This window comes from Gordonia sp. DT218, from assembly GCF_049847105.1.
Taxonomy (GTDB): Bacteria; Actinomycetota; Actinomycetes; order Mycobacteriales; family Mycobacteriaceae; genus Gordonia.
Map to the genome: position 1 here is coordinate 1 of NZ_JBNCNS010000011.1, position 19,367 is coordinate 19,367.

Consider the following 19,367-nt stretch of genomic DNA (forward strand, 5'->3'; position numbering starts at 1 on the left):
CTACCGTCCCTTCTCCGCCCTCACCGGGGCAATCAGGACTCTAAAACAACCTGGACCGGTTTACGGGGGACATGCCACCACGACTCGTTGTCGTTCTTCCGTGAGGCCTACGACTCGTTCGCCGATTTCCGTGCGGCACTCATCCGGCTCAACGGGCTCGAAGACGCCAACGAGGAGTCACGCGAGTTGCCGGTGCTCGCCACCACGGATCGCGAGCGTGCCGTCCGCCTGACCGATGTCGACATCACCACCCCGGACGGCAACGAACTCATCCGCGACCTCAGCCTCTCGCTCGACCCGGGCGACGCCCTCGTCGTGAAGGGACGGTCGGGTTCGGGCAAGACGACCCTGCTGCGCGGGCTGGCCGGACTCTGGCCGTTCGCCGACGGCGAGTTCGCCCGCCCGCCGGGCGACCGCACGTTGTTCCTGTCGCAGATCCCCTACATTCCGCTGGGAGACCTACGCACCGCGGTCGCGTATCCGGCCCGGCCGGGCGACTTGGGCGACGATGCGATCCGGACCGCGTTGGAGCGGGTGTTCCTGCCTCACCTCGTCGATCGGCTCGACGAGGAGGAAGACTGGTCGAAGGTGTTGTCGCCGGGAGAGCAGCAGCGTGTGGCATTCGCGCGCATCCTGCTGACCCGGCCCGAAGTGGTGTTCATGGACGAGGCGACCTCCGCCGTCGACGAAGGTCTGGAGTACTCGCTGTATTCACTGATCCGGGCGGAACTACCCGAGACGATCCTGGTGTCCGTCAGCCACCGCAGCACCACCGATCAGCACCACACCAATGTTCTCGAGTTGACCGGGGGAGGTTCGTGGGAGGTTCGTCCGGTCGGCGCCTGATCGAGCTCTCGCAGCATAAATTGCATCGCTGACGTCTGTGTTTTACTGTTCCATTACCAATCTGGTGGATTCTCTTCCGGCTCCGAGATCTCTCGGTACTGTGATGCCGACCAGATAGTCGGGCGGAACGAGGACATCGGTCATGGCGGACGCGGAGCGAATCACATTTCCTCACGAGAGCGGCATCGCAGTGGCCACCCTCCCGGAGGCCTTTCAACTGACGGCGACGGTACGACCGGACAGCGTGGCGATCCGGACCGTCGGCGGAATCCAGGAGATCACCTGGGCGCAGTATGCCGTCCGCGTCGAGGCGATCGCCTGCGGGCTCGCTTCAGTCGGCGTCCGACGTGGGGACACTGTCGGCATCATGCTGACCAACCGGCCTGAATTCCACCTGGTCGACACGGCGGCGTTGCATCTCGGGGCGATCCCGTTCTCCATCTACAACACGAGCTCACCGGATCAGATCGAGTACCTGTTCGGCAATGCCGAGAACGCTGTGGTGGTGACCGAGCAGGCCTTCCTGCCGGCGATTCGTGCCGCCGACACCGCGGTCACGACGACGATCGTGGTGGACGGCGCCGCAAGTGGCGCGATGACGCTCGCCGAGCTGGAGCAGACCGCGGCGCCGGACGGCTTCGGTTTCGAGACATCGTGGCGCGCCGTCCGACCGGATGATCTGGCGACCCTCATCTACACCTCGGGCACCACCGGCCCGCCGAAGGGCGTGGAGATCACCCACCGCAACATCATCGCCGAGTTGACCGCTCTGGAGGAGCACGTCGACGCGGGCTTCGACGACCGGGTCATCTCATACCTGCCCGCTGCCCACATCGCCGACCGCGTGTCCTCGCATGCGGCGAACATGGTCCGCGGTATCCAGGTGACGACCGTTCCGGATCCACGCGAGATCGCCGCTGCGCTACCGGAGGTGCGGCCCACCTTCTTCTTCGGTGTGCCGCGGGTGTGGCAGAAGATCCGGGCGGGAATCGAGGCGAAGATGGCCGACGAATCCAGCCCGGTGAAGAAGAATCTGGCGGCATGGGCACTCGGGGTCGGAGCTGCCTCCGCGAAGGCGCATCTCGAGGGACGCGGTGACGGATTGGTCGGTGGCGTCCAGCACGGGCTGGCCGACAGGCTGGTGCTGCACAAGGTCCGTACCGCCATCGGGATGGACCAGGTCACGTTCGCCGGTTCCGGTGCGGCGGCGATTCCGCCCGAGGTCCTCCAGTTCTTCCTCGGTCTCGGCATTCCGGTGTTGGAGGTCTGGGGGATGTCGGAAACCACCGGGGTGTCGACCATGACCACGGCCGAGAATCTCAGGATAGGAACCGTGGGCAAACCGGTGGCCGGCGTAGAGACAAAGCTGGCCGCCGACGGTGAACTCCTCATCCGTGGTCCAGTGGTGATGCGCGGCTATCGCAAACAGCCGGAAAAGTCCGCGGACACCATCGACGCCGACGGCTGGCTCGCCACCGGCGACATCGCCACCATCGATGACCAGGGCAACGTGACCATCGTCGATCGTAAGAAGGAACTGATCATCAACGAGGCCGGCAAGAACATGTCGCCCACGAACATCGAGAACGCGATGAAGGCGGCGTCATCACTGATCGGACAGGTGGTGGCGATCGGAGACGCCAAGCCGTACATCGCCGCGCTCGTCGTCCTGGACCCGGACGCAGCCGCGGCACGAGCGAAGAACCTGAACATCCCGGATGCGGACATAGCCACGCTGTCGCGTCGGCGCGAGGTGATCGACGAGGTCACCGCCGCCTTCCGGCAGGGCAACGGCAAACTGTCGAGGGTCGAACAGGTCAAGCGGTTCACCCTGGTGCCGACCGCCTGGGACCCGGGCGGCGACGAGTTGACGCCGACGATGAAATTGCGGCGCAAGCCGATTGCGACGAAATACGCAGATCACATCGTCGGGATGTACGGGGAGTCGCCGGGGAGCGACGTCATCGATCTGCGCTAGCGTCACACCTCCGACATTCGTGCGTGGCCTTGGCTACGACCGTGCCGCGCCGCGACGATCGCCCATCCCCAGACCATCAACCAGACCGTCATCCCGCCGACCTGGATGCGCTGTGCGAGACCCAGACGAAAGTCACCCGACAGGTTGTCGGCGGCCAACATCCAGACGGTGGACACCACGATCACGACCAGCACGATGCTCCCGACCACCCGCAGTTGCGGCCATGTGCCGGAACGGTAGGCGGCGACCGTCGCCGCGATCATCGCGGTGAAGATGGAGAACACCGCGAGCGTGCTCGTCAGGGCGTGAATGTGGTGTAACTGCGGGAGGATTCCGCTGGGCTCGTTCGGGCAGCCGGTGTCGACGCCGGGAATACATTCGATCGGCATGAGGGCGTCGGCGATCGTCGACATCCCGAAGGTGCCCAGCGCCACCACCGCGGTGATCGCCGGGAACCCGCGGAACACGGGGCGCGGCACGAGCAGGGCGAGGGTGGCGAGCATCGCGCAGCACGAGGTGGTGATGTCTCCTGCGACGTACACCTCTCGATGGGGGCGGTGTGCGGCGTCCAATTCGCTCAGAAAACTGCGGAACGGATCGAGCGGTCCGGGCCACAGGAACTCCAGAACCCAGGACGAATAGCAGACGCCCGCGAGCGCCACCAGGAGTCCCGCCGCGACGACACGCCACGGCCGCGTTCGGGGCACGGCGGATGTCACCCGCACAGCGTAGCGATGACCAGCCCCGATCCGGTGGTGGAGCCGCATCTCACCCGGCCGGGATGAAAATGCGGTCGAACCCCGGGGCGCAGCGGCCTGTTCGCACTAGGATCGTCCCAGGGTCGTCGTTTCCGCGCGATGCGGGATGACGATCACCACCTGTCAATCGCGATGCAGCGAGGTTTTCATGACCGAAGAAGCCCCCCAAGAGCTCGGACCCATCGATTACGTCGTATTGGAATGGCCCGACAAGCAGCCGAACGGAGAGGCGATTCCCTACCTGATCGACTTGGTGGATCGTGGTGTCATCCGCATCATCGATCTCGCCTTCGTGATGAAGGACGACGACGGCTCGATCACCCAGCTCGAACTCGACCAGCTCGGTGCCGATTTCGAGGTTTTCGACGGCGTCGCCACCGATCTGATCTCGACCGACGACGTCTCCGAGGCGGCATCGGTGCTGCAGCCGGGGACCGCGGCGGCGATCATCGTATACGAAAATTCATGGGCTGCAGGGTTTGCTGCGGCGCTGCGACGAAACGGTGGCCAAATGGTGTCCGCCGGTCGTATCCCGATGGACGAGTTCCTCGAAACCCTGGAAGCCGCCGAGGCCTGACCGCCTCGTTCCCGATCAGATCCGACCCTCAGAAGGAGATCATCATGCCCGGACTCATCCGCGCCGCCACGCGCACCGCCGTCATCGCCGGAACCGCGACATCGGTGAGCAACCGTGTGGCCCGCCGCCAATCCAACCGCTGGTCCCGGCAGGAGTACGAGAACCAGCAGCGTTACGCGCAGCCGCAACCCGTGCCGCAGGCCGCACCTCCCGCTCCGCCGCCCGCACCTGCTGCGGCGCCGGCCCCGGATACCATCGAACAGCTCAAGGAGCTGGGCGCCCTGTATCAGCAGGGCATCCTGACCGAACAGGAATTCGCTGCGCAGAAGGCGAAGATTCTCGGTAGCTGAATCCCCAAAGACCTCATCTCTCGTCACCGACCTTGCACGCGCGCAGGGTCGCTGACGAGAGATGTGGTCTTTGCGGCCCCGGCATGCGTGAGGTCGCGGTTCCGTCAGGCATTCTCCGGTTCGGCGCCGACCACGGGGCCGGCGCCGAGTTCCGCACCCGGTTGTCGAGGGAGGCGCCGGGCGACGACCAGACCCAGCCCGGCGAGCAGGATGGCGAGCAGGATCGAGTCCTTGATCGACTGAATCTGGGCGTCGCCGTAATGTTCGGCCAGCCGCTCCACGTCCTGGGCCGACAGGCCGTTCGCCTCGGCTGCCTCGGTCAGCTGATCCTTGGTCACGATCTCGACCCCGTCGGCGGAGAGCTCGGCGATCCGGGTCTTGCTCTGCTCGGACAGGTTCGGATCCGCTTGGGCGGCATTGTTGAATCCGCTGCTGAGGGATGCGATGAGCAGCGCACCGAGGAGGGCTACCCCTACCGATGTCCCGATGTTCTGCGCCGTGCCCTGGAGACCGCCGGCCTCACCCCGGTCGCGGTCACCGACCGACGACATGATGACGTTGCCGAGTTGTGAGGCGATGAAGCCGAATCCCGCTCCGAAGATCGCCATCCCGATCGCGAACAACACCCCGTTGAGCTGCGGCTCGATCGTGGTGACCAACAAGCACGATCCGACGATCACGAGTATCAGACCGAGGCGGACCATGCGCCGTGGCGATTGTGTCGCAGCGAGTTTCGGACTCGCGAAGGCGGCGACGAGCATGGCGATCGACATGGGCGCGAGCTTCACGCCCGTCTCGAACGCATTTTTCAGCAGAACGTACTGCAGATAGATGGGGATCACGAAGAAGATCCCGCCGATGATCGTCTGCTGCGCAACCATCATGACGAGGCCGTTGCGCAACTGGAGTTTTCGCAGCAGGTCAGGGTGCATCAACGGCGTGTGACCACGCGAGATGACGTGACGTTCCCAATGGAAGAATCCGATGAGGACGAACACTCCGGCGGCGATCATGAACGGCACCACCGAGAGACCGAAAGGCGTGATCTCGTTGCCCGCGACGGTCAACGCCCCGGACGGCCGGATGAATCCCCAGGTGCCGGACTGCAGGAAGGCCAACACGATGAGGCCCAGACCTGCGGCGGAGAGGAACGTACCGCCCCAGTCCATCCGCCGCGAACTCGACCGGCCGGTGTCCGAGATGACCCGAACGCATGCGATCACGGCCAGGCACACCACGGTTTCGGCCGCGAAGACGACCCGCCACGTCAGTGCCTCGGTGACCCAGCCGCCTATCAGCGGTCCGGCCGCTGCTCCTGCGGCCGCGATCCCACCCAGTGCGCTGTACGCGGTGGCACGGTCCTTGCCGTCGTAATTGGTTGCGGTGAGTGAGATGATCGCCGGCATCACCAAGACCGCGCCGGCGCCCTCGACGAAGGACCAGCCGAACAGCAGAACCCCGATGTTGGGGCTGAACGCGGTGATCAAAGATCCGATGCCGTAGACGATCAGGCCGATCGAGAACACCCGACGACGTCCGAACATGTCGCCCAGTCGACCGCCGAACAACATGAACGAACCCATCACCAGGGTGTAAAGCGTGATCGCCAGCTGCACCTGGGTGATGCTCGTGTCGAGATCGACCACGACGCTGGAGACCGACACGTTCATGACTGTGGTGTCGAGGACCATGATGAACTGCGCAGCGCACAGAATGATCAGGACGCGCCAGTGTTGCACTGGGCAAGGTTACGCCGGGAAACACGCACGGAGGTGCCATGTCGTCGCCGGTAAGAGGAAATCATCCGGATCGGATGAGTGGCGGTCGCAGATCGATCCTCTCAATGACGGGACACTGCCGGGAGATCTCTTCATAGTGGGGAGAGGAGCCAAGTACAGCTCCGGACGACGAAAGGAAGCCGATGGCACTCGACGACGATGACATCACCACCTCCGGAGGCGGCGAAGGCGCGGCCGACGGCGGCTCGAATCCGGAAGGCCATGACGGCGGTGCCGACGGGACTGCGGGTGCCGGTGAGGGACCGGCCGACGGCGGCTCGAATCCGGAAGGCCATGACGGCGGTGCCGACGGGACTGCGGGTGCCGGTGAGGGACCAGCCGACGGCGGCTCGAATCCCGACGGCCATGACGGTGGTGCCGACGGAACAGCCTGACCGCCACCCGATGCTCAGTCGCTGTATCTCGGTCGGTCCCGCGACATTCGGGAGCGAATACTGGGGCCGGCGGCCGCTGCTCAGCCGTTCGGATTCACTGCCGCGGGACTTCGGTGATCTGCTGTCGGCATCGGATGTCGACGAACTGATCGCCGAACGCGGCCTCCGGACACCCTTCATCCGGATGGCCAGGGACGGTGACCTCGTCGGTCGCGACTGTTACACGGGGCCGGCCGGGTTCGGCGCGGAGATGCCCGACCAGGTCGACTCCGCGCAGGTGCTCGCGCAGTTCGCGGCCGGTGCGACGATCGTGCTGCAGGGGCTTCATCGGCTGTGGCCGCCGGTGATCGACTTCGGTCGGGGCATGGTCGACGACCTCGGTCATCCGGTGCAGGCCAACGCATACGTCACGCCGGCGAACAACCGCGGTTTCGACGCGCACTACGACGTCCACGACGTGTTCGTGCTGCAGACCGGCGGGCGCAAGCGATGGACCGTCCATGCGCCGGTGCACCGGGATCCGCTCGCCTCGCAGCCGTGGACCGATCATCGCAGCGCCATCAAGGCGCGGGTGGGCGACGACCCGGTCATCGACACGGTGCTGACCCCGGGCGACGTGCTGTACCTGCCCCGCGGGTGGATTCACTCCGCGCAGGCCCAGGGTGAGACGTCCATTCATCTCACCATCGGGGTGTCCGCGACCACCGTCGTCGACCTGGTCCGGGCCGTCGTCGACGAACTCGGTCAGATCGAGAAGTTCCGCTCCTCGCTACCGATGGGGATCGACCTGACCGACCGCGACGAGACCGAGGCGATGACCGCAAAGGCGATGGCGGCCCTCGTCGCGGTGCTGCGGGACCGGAGCGCCGATCTCGGTGCCGCCACCGCCACTCGATTGCGAGCGCGGTTCGCCGAACAGACTCGCCCGGTCTCAGTGCGGCCGCTGCGCACGATCGGCATCATCGCCGACCTCGACGCCGCGACGCGGGTGTGCTGGCGGCACGGGCTGGTGGGATCGGTGTCCCGGGTCGGGGAGCGCGTCGAGCTACGGCTGCGCGGCCGGACGATCAGCTTTCCCGGGTACTGCGCCGACGCCCTGTATATGGTGGCCCGCGGCGACGTCGTGCATGCCGGCGCACTGCCCGGACTCGACACCGCCGACGGCATCGTCTTGATTCGGCGGCTGCTGCGCGAAGCCGTTCTGGTTCCCGCCGAACCGCCGACGTCCGGGGTGGCGGGTTGACGGGCGGTCTCCCGTGCAGCGATCAGTCGCTGGAGCGCGGGGACCCGATGTACGGCACGGCCTCGGCCGGCTTCTCGTGGTTGCTCCTGGAGGTGTCGGGCCCATGGGGGCCGTCGGTGTTCCTCAACTCGTCCAAGATCATTGATCCCGCACTCGGTCGTTCCATCGTTCGTCGGGTGGAGGCGACCGGGATGCGCATCGTCGCCATCCGCCGACCGGGTAGGCGTGCACCGACGCCGCGCTGGCGGTGGTTCGTCGTGCACTCGAGCCCAGGGGAGGAGTCGATCCATCAGGGAGAGGTCGACGACGCGACGAGCTATCTGGATCTCGCGTTGGACGGCTCCGACGGCGAATCGTCGTCGGACCCGGTGATCGCGATCTGCGCGCACGGCAAACACGACCAGTGCTGCGCGGTGCGCGGCCGGTCGGCGACCACTGCGATCGCCACCGAGTTCCCCGAATGGACCTGGGAATGCTCACATCTGGGCGGTGATCGGTTCGCCGCGACGATGCTCGTGCTGCCGCACGGCCTGAGTTACGGGCGGGTCGATTCGAGCGACGATCCCGCTGCCCTCATCCGGTTGTACAACGAGGGAAGACTGGACGATGAGCACCTGCGGGGACGGACCTCATTGCCGCATCCGGTGCAGGCGGCCCAGCATTTCGTGCGGCAGAAGACCGGCGAGGACCGAATCGACGCGCTGGCAGCGCTGGACGTGCAGCGAGGCGATCACCGGATTCGCGTCGTACTCGACGGCAACGACGGTCCGCTCGAGGTGATCCTCGCCGAACAGATGTCCGACCCACTGCTGTCGACGTGTGGTTCGCAGGTGGCGGGCCGGGTGCGTCAGTTCGTCCTGGTGTCGATGAGTGTCCTCCGGCCCTGAGGGACCGCGATGGTGAGCGCTGTCCGATCGAGCTGCCCATCCCGCCGATCGATCCCACCGATCGATCCCACCGACCGATCCCACCGACCGATTCCACCGACCGATTCCACCGATCGATCCCGCCGATCGAGTAGCCACGAGCGAGCGTAGCGAGCCCGAGGCGTATCGAGATCCGCCACGACGACGCCGAGATGCGAAACGCCGACTCGTCCTGCCACATGGGTGGTGGGACCGAACCAGACCCGCTCGCCCCGTTGCCGGAGAGCCCGTCGTGCCGCGGCGATGGCGGTGACGTTGCCTGCGGTGGCGCTGGTGGTGAATCGACTGCCGAAGTGCGTGGTCGATCCAGTCAGGCGACCTGTCGATCGGCCGATTGGACGTCGGACAGCAGGCCACTCGGGTCGATGATCATGATGACCGGCCCGACGATGTCGATGGCGCGCTCGATGACGGCGGCGACCTGATCGGGATCCGACGGATCGGAGACGACGGCCCACACGCGATCGCGGACGGAGGCATCGACAAACGGGACGACATCGTGCGACGACGGGCCGGTCAGGACGACATTGCGTCCGGACCGGAGGACCTGGTGAACGATCGCATGTGCGCGGGCACTGCCGACCATGACGACGAGAACTGTATCGGTCGAGGTGTTTTCGGTGGTGCGCATGGTGCCATCACACCGTTCGGTGCTGCGGTCGGCGTGTGCGCCGGCTGTAATCCGCAGTCGACGGTCTCGAGGGCATAGGCTCACGGTGATGAGCATTTCGGGGAACGGCCGGTCGGGGAACGAGCGGTGCCCGTGTATGTCGGGCCTGACCCTCGACGAATGCTGCGGTCCGATCCTGGCCGGCGAGCGGAAGGCCAGGACCGCCGAGGCGCTGATGCGGTCACGGTTCACCGCGTTCGCGGTCGGCGACCGAGATCACCTGCTGGCGAGCTGGCATCCGCGCACGCGGCCCCGGATCCTCGACCTGGACGACACCCTGCAGTGGTATCGACTCGACATCGAATCCACTTCCGGTGGAACGCCATTCGACACCACCGGCGAGGTGACGTTCACCGCGCACCATCGGCAGGATGGGGTCCGAGGTTCACTTCACGAGCGCAGCAGGTTCGCGCGTCTCGACGGGCAGTGGGTGTACGTCGACGGAGTCGTCTCCTAAGGTCGTCAGCTCCTTCGACCTCGCTCCTGATCTGCAGATGAGGCATTTGCCCCACGCGCCGAGCACGGGCCGCGTCTCAGACTGAGCAGATGAGTACCCACACTCCTCACCAGGCGGTCACCGCCCTGCGCGCACATCCCGAACTGCGGGGTGGAACCGACGAACGGTTCGCCGGTTACGGGATCATGGGGACGCCCTTCGCATCAGGCCACTATCTCGCATTGCGCGAGATGGTCGCCAGCTCGATCGGCCCTTCCTATCGGACGATCTGGCACCGAGACCCGCAGGGCAGGTGGACAATTCACACGACAACCGATCCGAAGGTGAGCTGTCCCCGCTACTTCGGCGCGGCCGCGGACGTTCGGCGGGTTCCCTCCATCGACATCGCCTGGACCGGCGAGTCCGATGTCGAGGTGACTCTCGGTGATGTCCTGCACTGGCGGATCGGTCTGGCGTCGTCGCCGGCCACGAGGATCTTGACCGCGATGGGCGACATGATGCCCATGCGCGCACTGGCCAGCCGATCGGTCTTGACTGCCATGGGTCCGATGGCCGGGGCCGTCCTGGGCACCGGTCGCATGCGATTGTGTGGCCGGACGCCGAACGGACCTCGGTTCCGGGCCACCCCGCTCCAGGTCTGGCGGGTGGCGACCACCGAGGCCTCCCATCGGGGGCAGGATCTCGGCGCCCCCGGTCCGCTCGACGTCCAAACGGCCCTCGGGGATTTCTGGCTACCCCAGCGCGGCCTGTTCTTTGTCGGACAGGCGAGTTTCACGTCGCCGACCCCGTCGGCCGGCGACGTTGTCGCGGCCCGATCGGAGATGGCGTGATGACGACGACGATGCGCCGCCCGGCCCCCGGGACCGTCGAGGTTGCCGGGCGGATCGCCGCCGTCGGGTACGGCGTAGCAGCCTATGTCCTTTTCCTGCTGGTGTTCTCCTGGGCCATCGCCTTCGTCGAGGGCATCCGCATCACCATCGGTGACAGCGATCTCGTTCCCCGGACCATCGATCACGGCGGCCCGACCGTCCCGGCGGCGATCGCCCTGCTGGTGAATGTCGTGTTGCTGACGATCTTCGCCGCGCAGCACAGCGTGATGGCCCGCGCCGGCTTCAAGCGGTGGTGGACGCGCATCGTGCCGGTAGTGGTCGAGCGGAGCACGTATGTGCTCGCTGCCTCGTTGTGCCTCGCCGCGCTGATGTGGTGGTGGTGTCCGATCACCGCCGAGCTCTGGGATGTGTCGGGAACGCTTGCGTCGAGCATCCTGGTCGCGGTGTCGCTCGCGGGTTGGCTGCTCGTCCTGACGACGACATTCCTCATCGACCACTTCGATCTCTTCGGACTGCGGCAGGTGGTCACCAACGCGCGAGGTCGTCCGGCGCCGACGTACAGGTTCGTCACGCCGCTCTGGTACGGCATCGTGCGCCACCCCATCTACCTCGGTTTCCTCATCGCCTTCTGGGTGACGCCGACGATGACCACAGGGCACCTCGTTTTCGCCATCGCCACCATCGGGTTCATCTTCGTCGGCATCCGCCTGGAAGAGCGGGACCTGGTCCGCGCATTCGGCGCTGACTACGTTGCGTACCGGAAGCGGGTGCCCATGCTCCTGCCCGCGCTGCGGCATCGTGTCTGATCGCGTGATTCGCCCCGGGGCCGGCAGGCGGCTGACACCGCACAGTCAACAGGTCGACAATGGGCTCATGACCGGGCGATCCGCGCTACCACGGCGCGTGGAGGTGTTGGCCGGGCTCTCGGTCGCCATCGACCTCGGGCTCGGTCAGCCGGCCGAACACATGTTGCGCTCGGCGGTCATCGCCTGCCGGTTGTCCGATCGGCTCGGGCTGGACCGAACCCAGCGCGACACGACCTACTATGCGACCCTGCTGATGTGGATCGGGTGCCATGCCGATTCGCAGGAGTACGCACGGTGGTTCGGCGACGACATCGCGGTGCGAAGTGACGCGTATCTCGTTGACTGGTCCGGGATTCCATACTTCCGATTCCTGCTCGGCAACGTGGCTCGCGGGGAGCCGATCGGTTACCGCGTGAAGACGATGGCGACGTTGTTCCGTGACGCGCGCGGGCAGATCGCGACCCTGGTGCATTCGCACTGCATGTCGGCGGCAGCCCTGGCGCGGCACATCGGGCTCGGCCCCGAGGTCGAGCACGCGATCGCCTTCACCTATGAGCGATACGACGGCGGGGGACTGCCGAACGGTGTGTCGGCCGACGACATCCCGATCGAGATGCGGGTGGCGCAACTGGCCGACATGGCGGAGGTGCACCACCGGACGTACGGCGTCCACGGCGCGGTCGCGCTGGCGCGCAGCCGTCGCGGCGGTCATTTCGATCCCGCGGTCGTCGACGCGTTCGTCACCGACCCCGAGGGTGCGCTGTCGGTGGCCGCGGACGATCCGTGGAGCAGCGCCATGAGCCTCGCCCCGGATTCGGAGATCGCTCTCGACGAGCGCGGCCTGGACGCGCTGGTGACGGCGATCGGTGACTTCGGTGATCTCAAATGCCCTTTTGCGCTTGGTCATTCGAGGGGTGTGGCCGAGCTCGTGGACTCCGCCGCCGGTCAAATCGGGATGTCTCCGGTCGAGATCGACAGCGTGCGCCGCGCCGGGCATCTCCACGACGTCGGCCGAATCGGTGTGTCGAGTCAGATCTGGTCGAAACCGGGAGAGTTGACCGGGGCCGAGTGGGAGCGGGTCAGGATGCACCCGTACCTCACCGACCGAGTTCTCATGCGGATTCCCGGCTTCGACGACATCGCGGCGATCGCACGTGCGCATCACGAACATCTCGACGGCACCGGCTATCCTCTCGGGATCGGAGGTGCCGCACTCGGTCGGGGACAACGGTTGGTGGCGGCTGCGGTTGCCTTCCGGTCGGCGGTCGAGCCACGGCCCTACCGGGCGGCGCTCACCGACGAGGAAGCGGTCTCCCGGATCAAGCGGCGTGCCGACCGCGGAGCGCTCGACGGCGACTGTGTCGAGGCGGTTCTGACCGCCGCCGGACACAAGCGGGTCCGGGGCCGCCGCGACGATGCGCTGACTCGACGCGAGACCGAGATCCTCGGACTGGTGGCACGCGGAATGTCCAACCGGGAGATCGCGGCTCGACTCGTGTTGAGCGAGAAGACCGTACGCAATCACGTCGAGCGGACATACACCAAGATCGGCGCCGCCAACCGGGTCGGCGCGAGCCTCTACGCCTTACAGCACGGGCTCGTCGGTCCGGTCGCCGGAGACCTTTCCGGTTAAGGAGCTCCGTGCCGCACGACCCATTCGACGAGCGGCGTCGTGGCCCGCCAGTCCGTACGGATGCGATCGACCAGGGCGGCGGTGTGGATCACGTCCTCGAATCCGTAGTCTCGGCCGACGGTGAGTGACTTGTGGCGTAGCAGGTCGATCCGCGGGTGGTCGGCGTCCCACCCGCGCGGGGAGGTCTTGAGTTTGTCGCCGCCGATCTCCCAGCCCGCCTTGGCGAGCTTCTTCAGCAGCCGTTCCAGGTCGGCACCGTGGCGGTCATGGTCGACCGCGGCCCGCAGTGCGGCGAGGCGCTCGGTGGACGCCTCGTAGAAGCCCGCGCCGACGCGCAGGCCCGGGGCGCCGATCTGCACGTAATATCCGGTCGCCGGACCGAGCCCGACGAATGCACCTTGATGGATCTTGTACGGCGTCTTGTCCTTGGAGAACCGCACGTCGCGGTAGGGGCGAAAGATCTTGGCCGGGCCGAACTCGTCGGCGAGCGCATCCGTGAGTTCATGCATCGGGTCCGCGACAGCCGAACGATAGACCTCCTTGTGCGACTCCCAGAAGGTCTTGGTGTTGTCCATCTCGAGGTCGTCGTAGAAGTCGAGTGCGGCCTCGGGAAAGCCCTCGAAGGTCATGCGGGTGAGGGTACGCGGAACGCAGATCGGGTAGGTGTCCCCGGTGCGGGTAGTCGCACCCGCTGCCCGTCGAGTGGCCGCAACCTTTCTGCCGGTCGAGTGGCCGCAACCTTTCTGCCGGTCGAGTGGCCGCGAACGAAGTGAGTGGCGTATCGAGACCAGCACCCGACCCGACCCGACCCGACCCGACCAAGACCAGACCTACGCGCCCGCCAACTCCCGATCCTCACCGACGGCGAGCACCTCCAACGGCGTTCCGGTCAACGAGTCCGCGCCGAGGAACATGCCGGTTGACGCCTTGCCGGTGTCACTGAGCATGACGTCGTGGATCGCGATACTGAGCTGCGGCGCCACCGCCCGCACGAAATCGATGGCCTGCTCGGTGGAGATCCAGGGTCCGCTGACGGGAAGTAGCAGCGTCTCGATCGGTCGACCCGGATTCAGGTACGCATCGCCCGGATGGAAGACGCGGTGATCGATCAGGAATCCGACGTTGTCGACCAGGGGGATCTCCGGGTGGATCACCGCGTGGTCGGCGACGAACGTCTCGACCGCGAACCCGGCGATCTCGAAGGACTCCCCGGTCGAGACCGCGTGCACACGGTCCGCGACCTCCGACAACGCGCCGGCGATGGACGCGGGTCCGTACAGATGCAGCTCGTCCCGCTGCTTCATGGCGGCCACGATCTTCTCGGCGTCGAAGTGATCGAAATGCTCGTGCGTGATGAGGACGGCGTCGGCGGCGGCCAGCAACTCCGCGGCGTCGGGGGTGAACGTTCCCGGGTCGATCAGCAGCGTGTTGTCACCCTTCGACAGGGTGACGGTGGCATGGGTGTATTTGGTGAGACGCATGAGACCTCCGGCGCACGGTTCGGCTGTAGATGAATACAGTCCGACTGTACGCTTTGGGACATGGTTGTCGACTCGGACAATGCCGACGGCGCAACGGGACTCGACCTTGCCGAGGATCTCCGCCGGGCGGTGGGGGGCTTCGTACGCGCGGTGCGGTCGGTCACCGAATCGCTGCCGTCCGGCTACGGCGAGGTGCTCGGTGCCCTCGACCGCGACGGGCCGCAGTCGGTCGCGACCCTGGCGCGCAAGCGCAGAGTCCGTCATCAGAGCATGCGGATCACGGTCCGTGACATGGAGGCCACTGGTCTCGTCTCGCGTGCGGCGGACCCCGACGATGCGCGCAGTGCCCTCGTGTCGATGACCGACGGGGGAGGCGAGGCCCTGGCGCGGGATCGAACCCGGCGACGCGAAATCGTTGCGGCTGCCGCTGATACGGACCTGACGCCTCGGCAGCGCGAGATTCTCGACCAGATGCCCGAGATTCTCGAGATCATGGCGCAAGCCGTGCAGGCGAACACGAACCGAAATGCCGGTTGAGCTGGTCTTATCGGAGTGCGATCCAGCCCTTTCGGCGGGATCCGGACGCACCTCGGGGACGACTGCGGACATCCTGCCGGGAGCGTGACACGTTCGCTCAAAAGCGTTGACTCACTGCGCCCTGCCAGTACTGTGTTACATATCACACAGGTCTTGGAGGGATCGCCATGATAACAGCCGAGATGAAGGAGCTCCACCGCAGTATCGGAGCGCTGCGGCATCACATCTTCACGCTGAAGTCGCACTACGGGGATGTTGATGCTGTTCGTCGGATGACCAACGACCTCGATCGGCTCGAGATCGACCTGCATGACTTCGAGCATGCGCCGCCACCGGTGGTCCGGGCGCCTGGGGGGAAGGACGACGTGGTCTACGTACCCGACAGCAAGTCTGACGAGGCGGCATGGCTTGGTGCCCAAGACGAAGGGCTGGGCTTCCACTCGCGTGAGCGGACGAAGTGAGCGCCCCCGCGACTGAGCGGGAAGCAACCGGGGTTCTCTCTCCGGGACGGGCGCGCATTCTGGCGCGAACTCTTCGAGTCGACAGATGGTGGCTGTCGCCGCTGTTGACGGTGCTGGGTCTGTCGGCATTCATCATCTACGCGACGGTGCGGGCATTCGTTCGCAGCGCCTATTGGGTTGCCGACTATCACTACCTGTCGCCGTTCTACTCGCCGTGTCTGAGCGAGTCGTGTGTGCCGGGATCGAGCCACTTCGGGACCCCGTTTCCCGAACTTCCGATGTGGATTCCACTCGGGTTCGTCGTCCTCCCGTTCCTCCTCGGCTTTCGGGTGACCTGCTACTACTACCGCAAGGCCTACTACCGTTCGGTCTGGTTCTCGCCGCCGGCCTGCGCGGTGGCAGAACCGCATTCCCGGTACTCGGGGGAGACCCGGCTTCCGTTGATCATCCAGAACGCACACCGCTATTTCTTCTATGTGGCGGTGATCGTTTCGTTGATCAACACCTACGATGCCATCGCCGCGTTCCACGGCAAGGGTGGAGGTTTCGGGTTCGGACTGGGCAACGTGATCCTGCTCGTGAACGTGATCCTGCTCTGGACCTACACGGTGTCGTGTCATTCGTGCCGCCACGTCACCGGCGGTCGTCTCAAGCATTTCTCGGCGCATCCGGTCCGATACTGGATCTGGACTCAGGTCTCGAAGCTCAACACCCGCCACATGCAGTTCGCCTGGATCACGCTCGGCACGTTGGTGCTCACCGATTTCTACATCATGCTGGTGGCCAGTAACACGATCTCTGACCTGCGATTTGTGGGTTGACCCGTTGCCATGTGTGCAACGACTGTTGCGCAATCGATTCGACGCTGGGAGCAATCGCTAGATGACCGAAACCGAACGCCACCAATACGACGTAGTTGTGATCGGTGCCGGTGGCGCCGGTCTGCGTGCGGTCATCGAGGCCCGCGAGAAGGGCTACTCCGTCGCCGTGGTGTGCAAGTCGTTGTTCGGCAAGGCGCACACGGTCATGGCCGAAGGTGGTTGTGCCGCATCGATGGGCAACGCCAACTCGAAGGACAGCTGGCAGACACATTTCAAGGACACCATGCGCGGTGGCAAGTTCCTGAACAACTGGCGGATGGCGGAACTGCACGCCAAGGAGGCGCCGGATCGGGTCTGGGAACTGGAAACCTATGGCGCGCTGTTCGATCGAACCGAGGACGGTCGAATTGCCCAGCGCAACTTCGGTGGTCACACCTATCCCAGACTTGCGCACGTCGGAGACCGGACCGGCCTCGAGCTGATCAGGACCATGCAGCAGAAGATCGTCTCGCTGCAGCAGGAGGATTACGCGGCCACCGGTGACTACGAGGCGCGTATCAAGGTGTTCGCCGAGTGCACCGTCACCGAATTGCTCAAGGACGGTGATGCCATTGCGGGAGCGTTCGGATATTGGCGCGAATCCGGCCGATTCGTGCTGTTCGAAGCGCCGGCGATCGTCTTGGCGACCGGGGGTATCGGCAAGTCGTTCAAGGTGACGTCCAATTCGTGGGAATACACCGGCGACGGACACGCACTCGCGCTGCGTGCCGGTGCCAGCCTGATCAACATGGAGTTCGTCCAGTTCCACCCGACCGGGATGGTCTGGCCGCCCAGTGTCAAGGGCATCCTCGTGACCGAAGGTGTTCGCGGTGACGGCGGCGTCCTCAAGAACACCGACGGCAAACGGTTCATGTTCGACTACATCCCGCCCGTCTTCAAGGGCCAGTACGCCGAGACCGAAGAAGAAGCCGACAAGTGGCTCGCCGACAACGACAGTGCCCGTCGCACACCCGATCTGCTGCCGCGCGACGAGGTTGCGCGGGCGATCAACGAAGAGGTCAAGGCCGGCCGTGGCACCGAACACGGCGGCGTCTATCTCGACATCGCCTCGCGCATGCCGGCCGACGAGATCGTCCGTCGGCTGCCGTCGATGCACCATCAGTTCAAAGAACTTGCCGACGTCGACATCACGGCCGAGCCGATGGAGGTGGGTCCCACCTGTCATTACGTGATGGGCGGCATCGAGGTCGATCCGGACACCGGGGCGGCGCGCGTGCCCGGATTGTTCGCGGCAGGCGAATGCTCCGGTGGCATGCACGGATCGAATCGGTTGGGCGGCAACTCGTTGTCCGATCTGCTGGTGTTCGGGCGACGGGCCGGGCTCGGTGCGGCGTCGTACATCGAATCGCTGGGAACCCGGCCCGCCGTGTCCGCCGCCGACGTCGACCGGGCCGCAGCGTTCGCGTTGGCGCCCTTCGAGTCGAAGAGCGCAGGCAAGCCCGAAAACCCATACACCCTGCACACCGACCTGCAGCAATCCATGAACGATCTGGTCGGCATCATCCGGAAGGAAGCCGAGGTCGACGAGGCGATCCGTGTTCTCGACGACATCCGTGGCCGACTGCCCGGCATGCAGGTGGAGGGGCACCGGCAGTTCAACCCGGGCTGGCATCTGGCCGTCGACCTGCGAAACATGTTGCTGGTCTGTGAGTGTGTCGCGAAGGCGGCGCTGTTGCGCACCGAGAGTCGTGGTGGCCACACCCGCGACGACCACCCCTCGATGGATGCGAATTGGCGCAACACACTTCTGGTCTGCACCGCGGATCTGGGTGGCGATTCGCCCGTCCCCGAGGTGACGGTGGTCAAGGAAGAACAGATCCCGATGCGTGCGGAGTTGCTGGAACTCTTCGATTTCTCCGAGATCGAGAAGTACTACACCGCCGGTGAGATCGCCGGGCATCCCGACGCCGGCGGCGACAAGGAGGGCTGACATGGGCTATGACGCGAAGTTCCGGGTATGGCGTGGTGACACCGACGGCGGTGACCTGCAGGACTACACCGTGCTCGTCAACGACGGCGAGGTGGTGCTCGACATCATCCACCGGTTACAGGCCACGCAGACTCCCGATCTGGCCGTGCGCTGGAACTGCAAGGCCGGTAAATGCGGGTCGTGCTCGGCGGAGGTCAACGGCCGTCCGAAGCTGCTGTGTATGACCAGGATGTCCACATTCACCGAAGACGAGGTCATCACCGTCACGCCGATGCGGACGTTTCCGGTCATCCGCGACCTGGTCACCGACGTCTCGTTCAACTATGCAAAAGCCCGGGAGATCCGGTCGTTCACGCCGCCCGAAGGTCTCAAGGCGGGCGAGTACCGGATGAAGCAGGTCGACGTGCAGCGGTCACAGGAGTTCCGCAAGTGCATCGAGTGCTTCCTCTGTCAGGACACCTGCCATGTGGTCCGCGACCACGAGGAGAACAAGGAGAACTTTGCCGGGCCGCGTTTCCTGATGCGCGTCGCCGAACTCGACATGCATCCCCTCGACGTGGCCGAGCGCCGCGATTCTGCGCAGTCCGAACACGGTCTGGGGCTGTGCAACATCACCAAGTGTTGTACGGATGTGTGTCCCGAGAACATCAAGATCACCGACAACGCGCTGATTCCGATGAAGGAACGCGTGGTGGATCGGCACTACGACCCGCTGGTGTGGTTGGGCAACAAATTGTTTCGGCGATGACCGAACTTGTCGGTGCGGTGTAATAGGTTGGTTGTCAGCGGAATCGAAGTGTTGATGTCGGATCAGCCCTGACGGGCGGGTC

20 protein-coding genes and 1 pseudogene are annotated in these 19,367 nt (G+C 65.5%); 16 read left to right on the plus strand and 5 right to left on the minus strand.

Annotated features, from left to right (window positions below; genetic code table 11):
- Nucleotides 1-78: 78 nt before the first annotated feature.
- Together ACPXCG_RS23725 and ACPXCG_RS23730 are read left to right on the plus strand one after the other, a co-directional pair.
- Nucleotides 79-846: pseudogene (locus ACPXCG_RS23725) on the plus strand (ABC transporter ATP-binding protein/permease); the annotation flags it as partial.
- Nucleotides 847-988: 142 nt separating this feature from the next.
- Complete coding sequence (locus tag ACPXCG_RS23730) at nucleotides 989-2,824, plus strand: AMP-dependent synthetase/ligase (protein WP_425794850.1); 1,836 nt, start codon at nucleotides 989-991, stop codon at nucleotides 2,822-2,824.
- A 2-nt stretch (nucleotides 2,825-2,826) separates the two neighbouring features.
- Here the strand turns inward: ACPXCG_RS23730 and ACPXCG_RS23735 are convergent, their stop codons facing one another.
- The gene (locus ACPXCG_RS23735) at nucleotides 2,827-3,543 is read right to left on the minus strand and encodes a DUF998 domain-containing protein (protein ID WP_425794851.1); all 717 of its coding nucleotides are present in this window, start codon (nucleotides 3,541-3,543) and stop codon (nucleotides 2,827-2,829) included.
- Nucleotides 3,544-3,730: 187 nt separating this feature from the next.
- Here ACPXCG_RS23735 and ACPXCG_RS23740 point away from each other — a divergent pair, with 187 nt between their 5' ends.
- Both ACPXCG_RS23740 and ACPXCG_RS23745 read left to right on the plus strand, forming a co-directional pair.
- Complete coding sequence (locus tag ACPXCG_RS23740; RefSeq protein WP_425794852.1) at nucleotides 3,731-4,159, plus strand: DUF6325 family protein; 429 nt, start codon at nucleotides 3,731-3,733, stop codon at nucleotides 4,157-4,159.
- 44 nt (nucleotides 4,160-4,203) lie between these two features.
- Entirely contained in the window at nucleotides 4,204-4,509 is a 306-nt protein-coding gene (locus ACPXCG_RS23745) for an SHOCT domain-containing protein (RefSeq protein ID WP_425794853.1), read from the plus strand.
- 104 nt (nucleotides 4,510-4,613) lie between these two features.
- On the opposite strand, the gene ACPXCG_RS23750 is transcribed toward ACPXCG_RS23745, so the two are convergent.
- A complete protein-coding gene (locus tag ACPXCG_RS23750; protein WP_425794854.1) occupies nucleotides 4,614-6,248 on the minus strand; it encodes an MFS transporter in 1,635 nt (544 codons plus the stop codon).
- A 182-nt stretch (nucleotides 6,249-6,430) separates the two neighbouring features.
- Here ACPXCG_RS23750 and ACPXCG_RS23755 point away from each other — a divergent pair, with 182 nt between their 5' ends.
- From ACPXCG_RS23755 to ACPXCG_RS23765, 3 genes are read left to right on the plus strand one after another with little or no spacing between them, the layout of a single operon-like run.
- Nucleotides 6,431-6,682 carry a BatC protein gene (locus ACPXCG_RS23755; protein ID WP_425794855.1) on the plus strand — a complete coding sequence of 84 codons (252 nt, stop codon included), beginning with the start codon at nucleotides 6,431-6,433 and terminating at the stop codon, nucleotides 6,680-6,682.
- Nucleotides 6,683-6,692: 10 nt separating this feature from the next.
- Nucleotides 6,693-7,925, plus strand: coding sequence for a cupin domain-containing protein (locus ACPXCG_RS23760; protein WP_425794856.1), 1,233 nt, complete (start codon nucleotides 6,693-6,695; stop codon nucleotides 7,923-7,925).
- A gap of 47 nt (nucleotides 7,926-7,972) precedes the next feature.
- The gene (locus tag ACPXCG_RS23765; RefSeq protein WP_425794857.1) at nucleotides 7,973-8,812 is read left to right on the plus strand and encodes a sucrase ferredoxin; all 840 of its coding nucleotides are present in this window, start codon (nucleotides 7,973-7,975) and stop codon (nucleotides 8,810-8,812) included.
- 349 nt (nucleotides 8,813-9,161) lie between these two features.
- Here the strand turns inward: ACPXCG_RS23765 and ACPXCG_RS23770 are convergent, their stop codons facing one another.
- The gene (locus tag ACPXCG_RS23770; RefSeq protein WP_425794858.1) at nucleotides 9,162-9,482 is read right to left on the minus strand and encodes a hypothetical protein; all 321 of its coding nucleotides are present in this window, start codon (nucleotides 9,480-9,482) and stop codon (nucleotides 9,162-9,164) included.
- Between the two features lie 88 nt (nucleotides 9,483-9,570).
- Here ACPXCG_RS23770 and ACPXCG_RS23775 point away from each other — a divergent pair, with 88 nt between their 5' ends.
- The 4 genes from ACPXCG_RS23775 (at nucleotide 9,571) to ACPXCG_RS23790 (ending at nucleotide 13,247) form a co-directional block, all read left to right on the plus strand.
- Nucleotides 9,571-9,978 (plus strand): YchJ family protein, encoded by a 408-nt coding sequence (locus ACPXCG_RS23775; RefSeq protein WP_425794859.1) that lies wholly within the window; start codon nucleotides 9,571-9,573, stop codon nucleotides 9,976-9,978.
- Nucleotides 9,979-10,067: 89 nt separating this feature from the next.
- Nucleotides 10,068-10,808: a hypothetical protein gene (locus tag ACPXCG_RS23780; protein ID WP_425794860.1), complete on the plus strand. Its 741-nt coding sequence runs from the start codon at nucleotides 10,068-10,070 to the stop codon at nucleotides 10,806-10,808.
- Nucleotides 10,808-11,614 (plus strand): methanethiol S-methyltransferase, encoded by an 807-nt coding sequence (gene mddA / locus ACPXCG_RS23785; RefSeq protein ID WP_425794861.1) that lies wholly within the window; start codon nucleotides 10,808-10,810, stop codon nucleotides 11,612-11,614. Before ACPXCG_RS23780 ends, mddA begins: the two co-directional genes overlap by 1 nt.
- 67 nt (nucleotides 11,615-11,681) lie before the next feature.
- Nucleotides 11,682-13,247 (plus strand): HD domain-containing phosphohydrolase, encoded by a 1,566-nt coding sequence (locus ACPXCG_RS23790; RefSeq protein WP_425794862.1) that lies wholly within the window; start codon nucleotides 11,682-11,684, stop codon nucleotides 13,245-13,247.
- On the opposite strand, the gene ACPXCG_RS23795 is transcribed toward ACPXCG_RS23790, so the two are convergent.
- Together ACPXCG_RS23795 and ACPXCG_RS23800 are read right to left on the minus strand one after the other, a co-directional pair.
- Complete coding sequence (locus ACPXCG_RS23795; protein ID WP_425794863.1) at nucleotides 13,244-13,876, minus strand: DUF2461 domain-containing protein; 633 nt, start codon at nucleotides 13,874-13,876, stop codon at nucleotides 13,244-13,246. The genes ACPXCG_RS23790 and ACPXCG_RS23795 overlap by 4 nt on opposite strands.
- A gap of 201 nt (nucleotides 13,877-14,077) precedes the next feature.
- Nucleotides 14,078-14,728 carry an MBL fold metallo-hydrolase gene (locus ACPXCG_RS23800; protein WP_425794864.1) on the minus strand — a complete coding sequence of 217 codons (651 nt, stop codon included), beginning with the start codon at nucleotides 14,726-14,728 and terminating at the stop codon, nucleotides 14,078-14,080.
- Nucleotides 14,729-14,788: 60 nt separating this feature from the next.
- Between ACPXCG_RS23800 and ACPXCG_RS23805 the strand changes: the two genes are divergently transcribed.
- The 5 genes from ACPXCG_RS23805 to ACPXCG_RS23825 all read left to right on the plus strand — a co-directional run bounded on the left by ACPXCG_RS23805 (nucleotide 14,789) and on the right by ACPXCG_RS23825 (nucleotide 19,285).
- Complete coding sequence (locus ACPXCG_RS23805; protein ID WP_425794865.1) at nucleotides 14,789-15,265, plus strand: MarR family winged helix-turn-helix transcriptional regulator; 477 nt, start codon at nucleotides 14,789-14,791, stop codon at nucleotides 15,263-15,265.
- Nucleotides 15,266-15,432: 167 nt separating this feature from the next.
- Complete coding sequence (locus ACPXCG_RS23810) at nucleotides 15,433-15,726, plus strand: hypothetical protein (protein WP_425794866.1); 294 nt, start codon at nucleotides 15,433-15,435, stop codon at nucleotides 15,724-15,726.
- The gene (locus tag ACPXCG_RS23815) at nucleotides 15,723-16,547 is read left to right on the plus strand and encodes a hypothetical protein (protein ID WP_425794867.1); all 825 of its coding nucleotides are present in this window, start codon (nucleotides 15,723-15,725) and stop codon (nucleotides 16,545-16,547) included. Before ACPXCG_RS23810 ends, ACPXCG_RS23815 begins: the two co-directional genes overlap by 4 nt.
- A 61-nt stretch (nucleotides 16,548-16,608) precedes the next feature.
- Nucleotides 16,609-18,537, plus strand: a complete 1,929-nt coding sequence (locus ACPXCG_RS23820; RefSeq protein ID WP_425794868.1) for a fumarate reductase/succinate dehydrogenase flavoprotein subunit — start codon at nucleotides 16,609-16,611, stop codon at nucleotides 18,535-18,537.
- Between the two features lies 1 nt (nucleotide 18,538).
- Nucleotides 18,539-19,285: a succinate dehydrogenase/fumarate reductase iron-sulfur subunit gene (locus ACPXCG_RS23825; RefSeq protein ID WP_425794869.1), complete on the plus strand. Its 747-nt coding sequence runs from the start codon at nucleotides 18,539-18,541 to the stop codon at nucleotides 19,283-19,285.
- Nucleotides 19,286-19,367 lie beyond the last annotated feature (82 nt).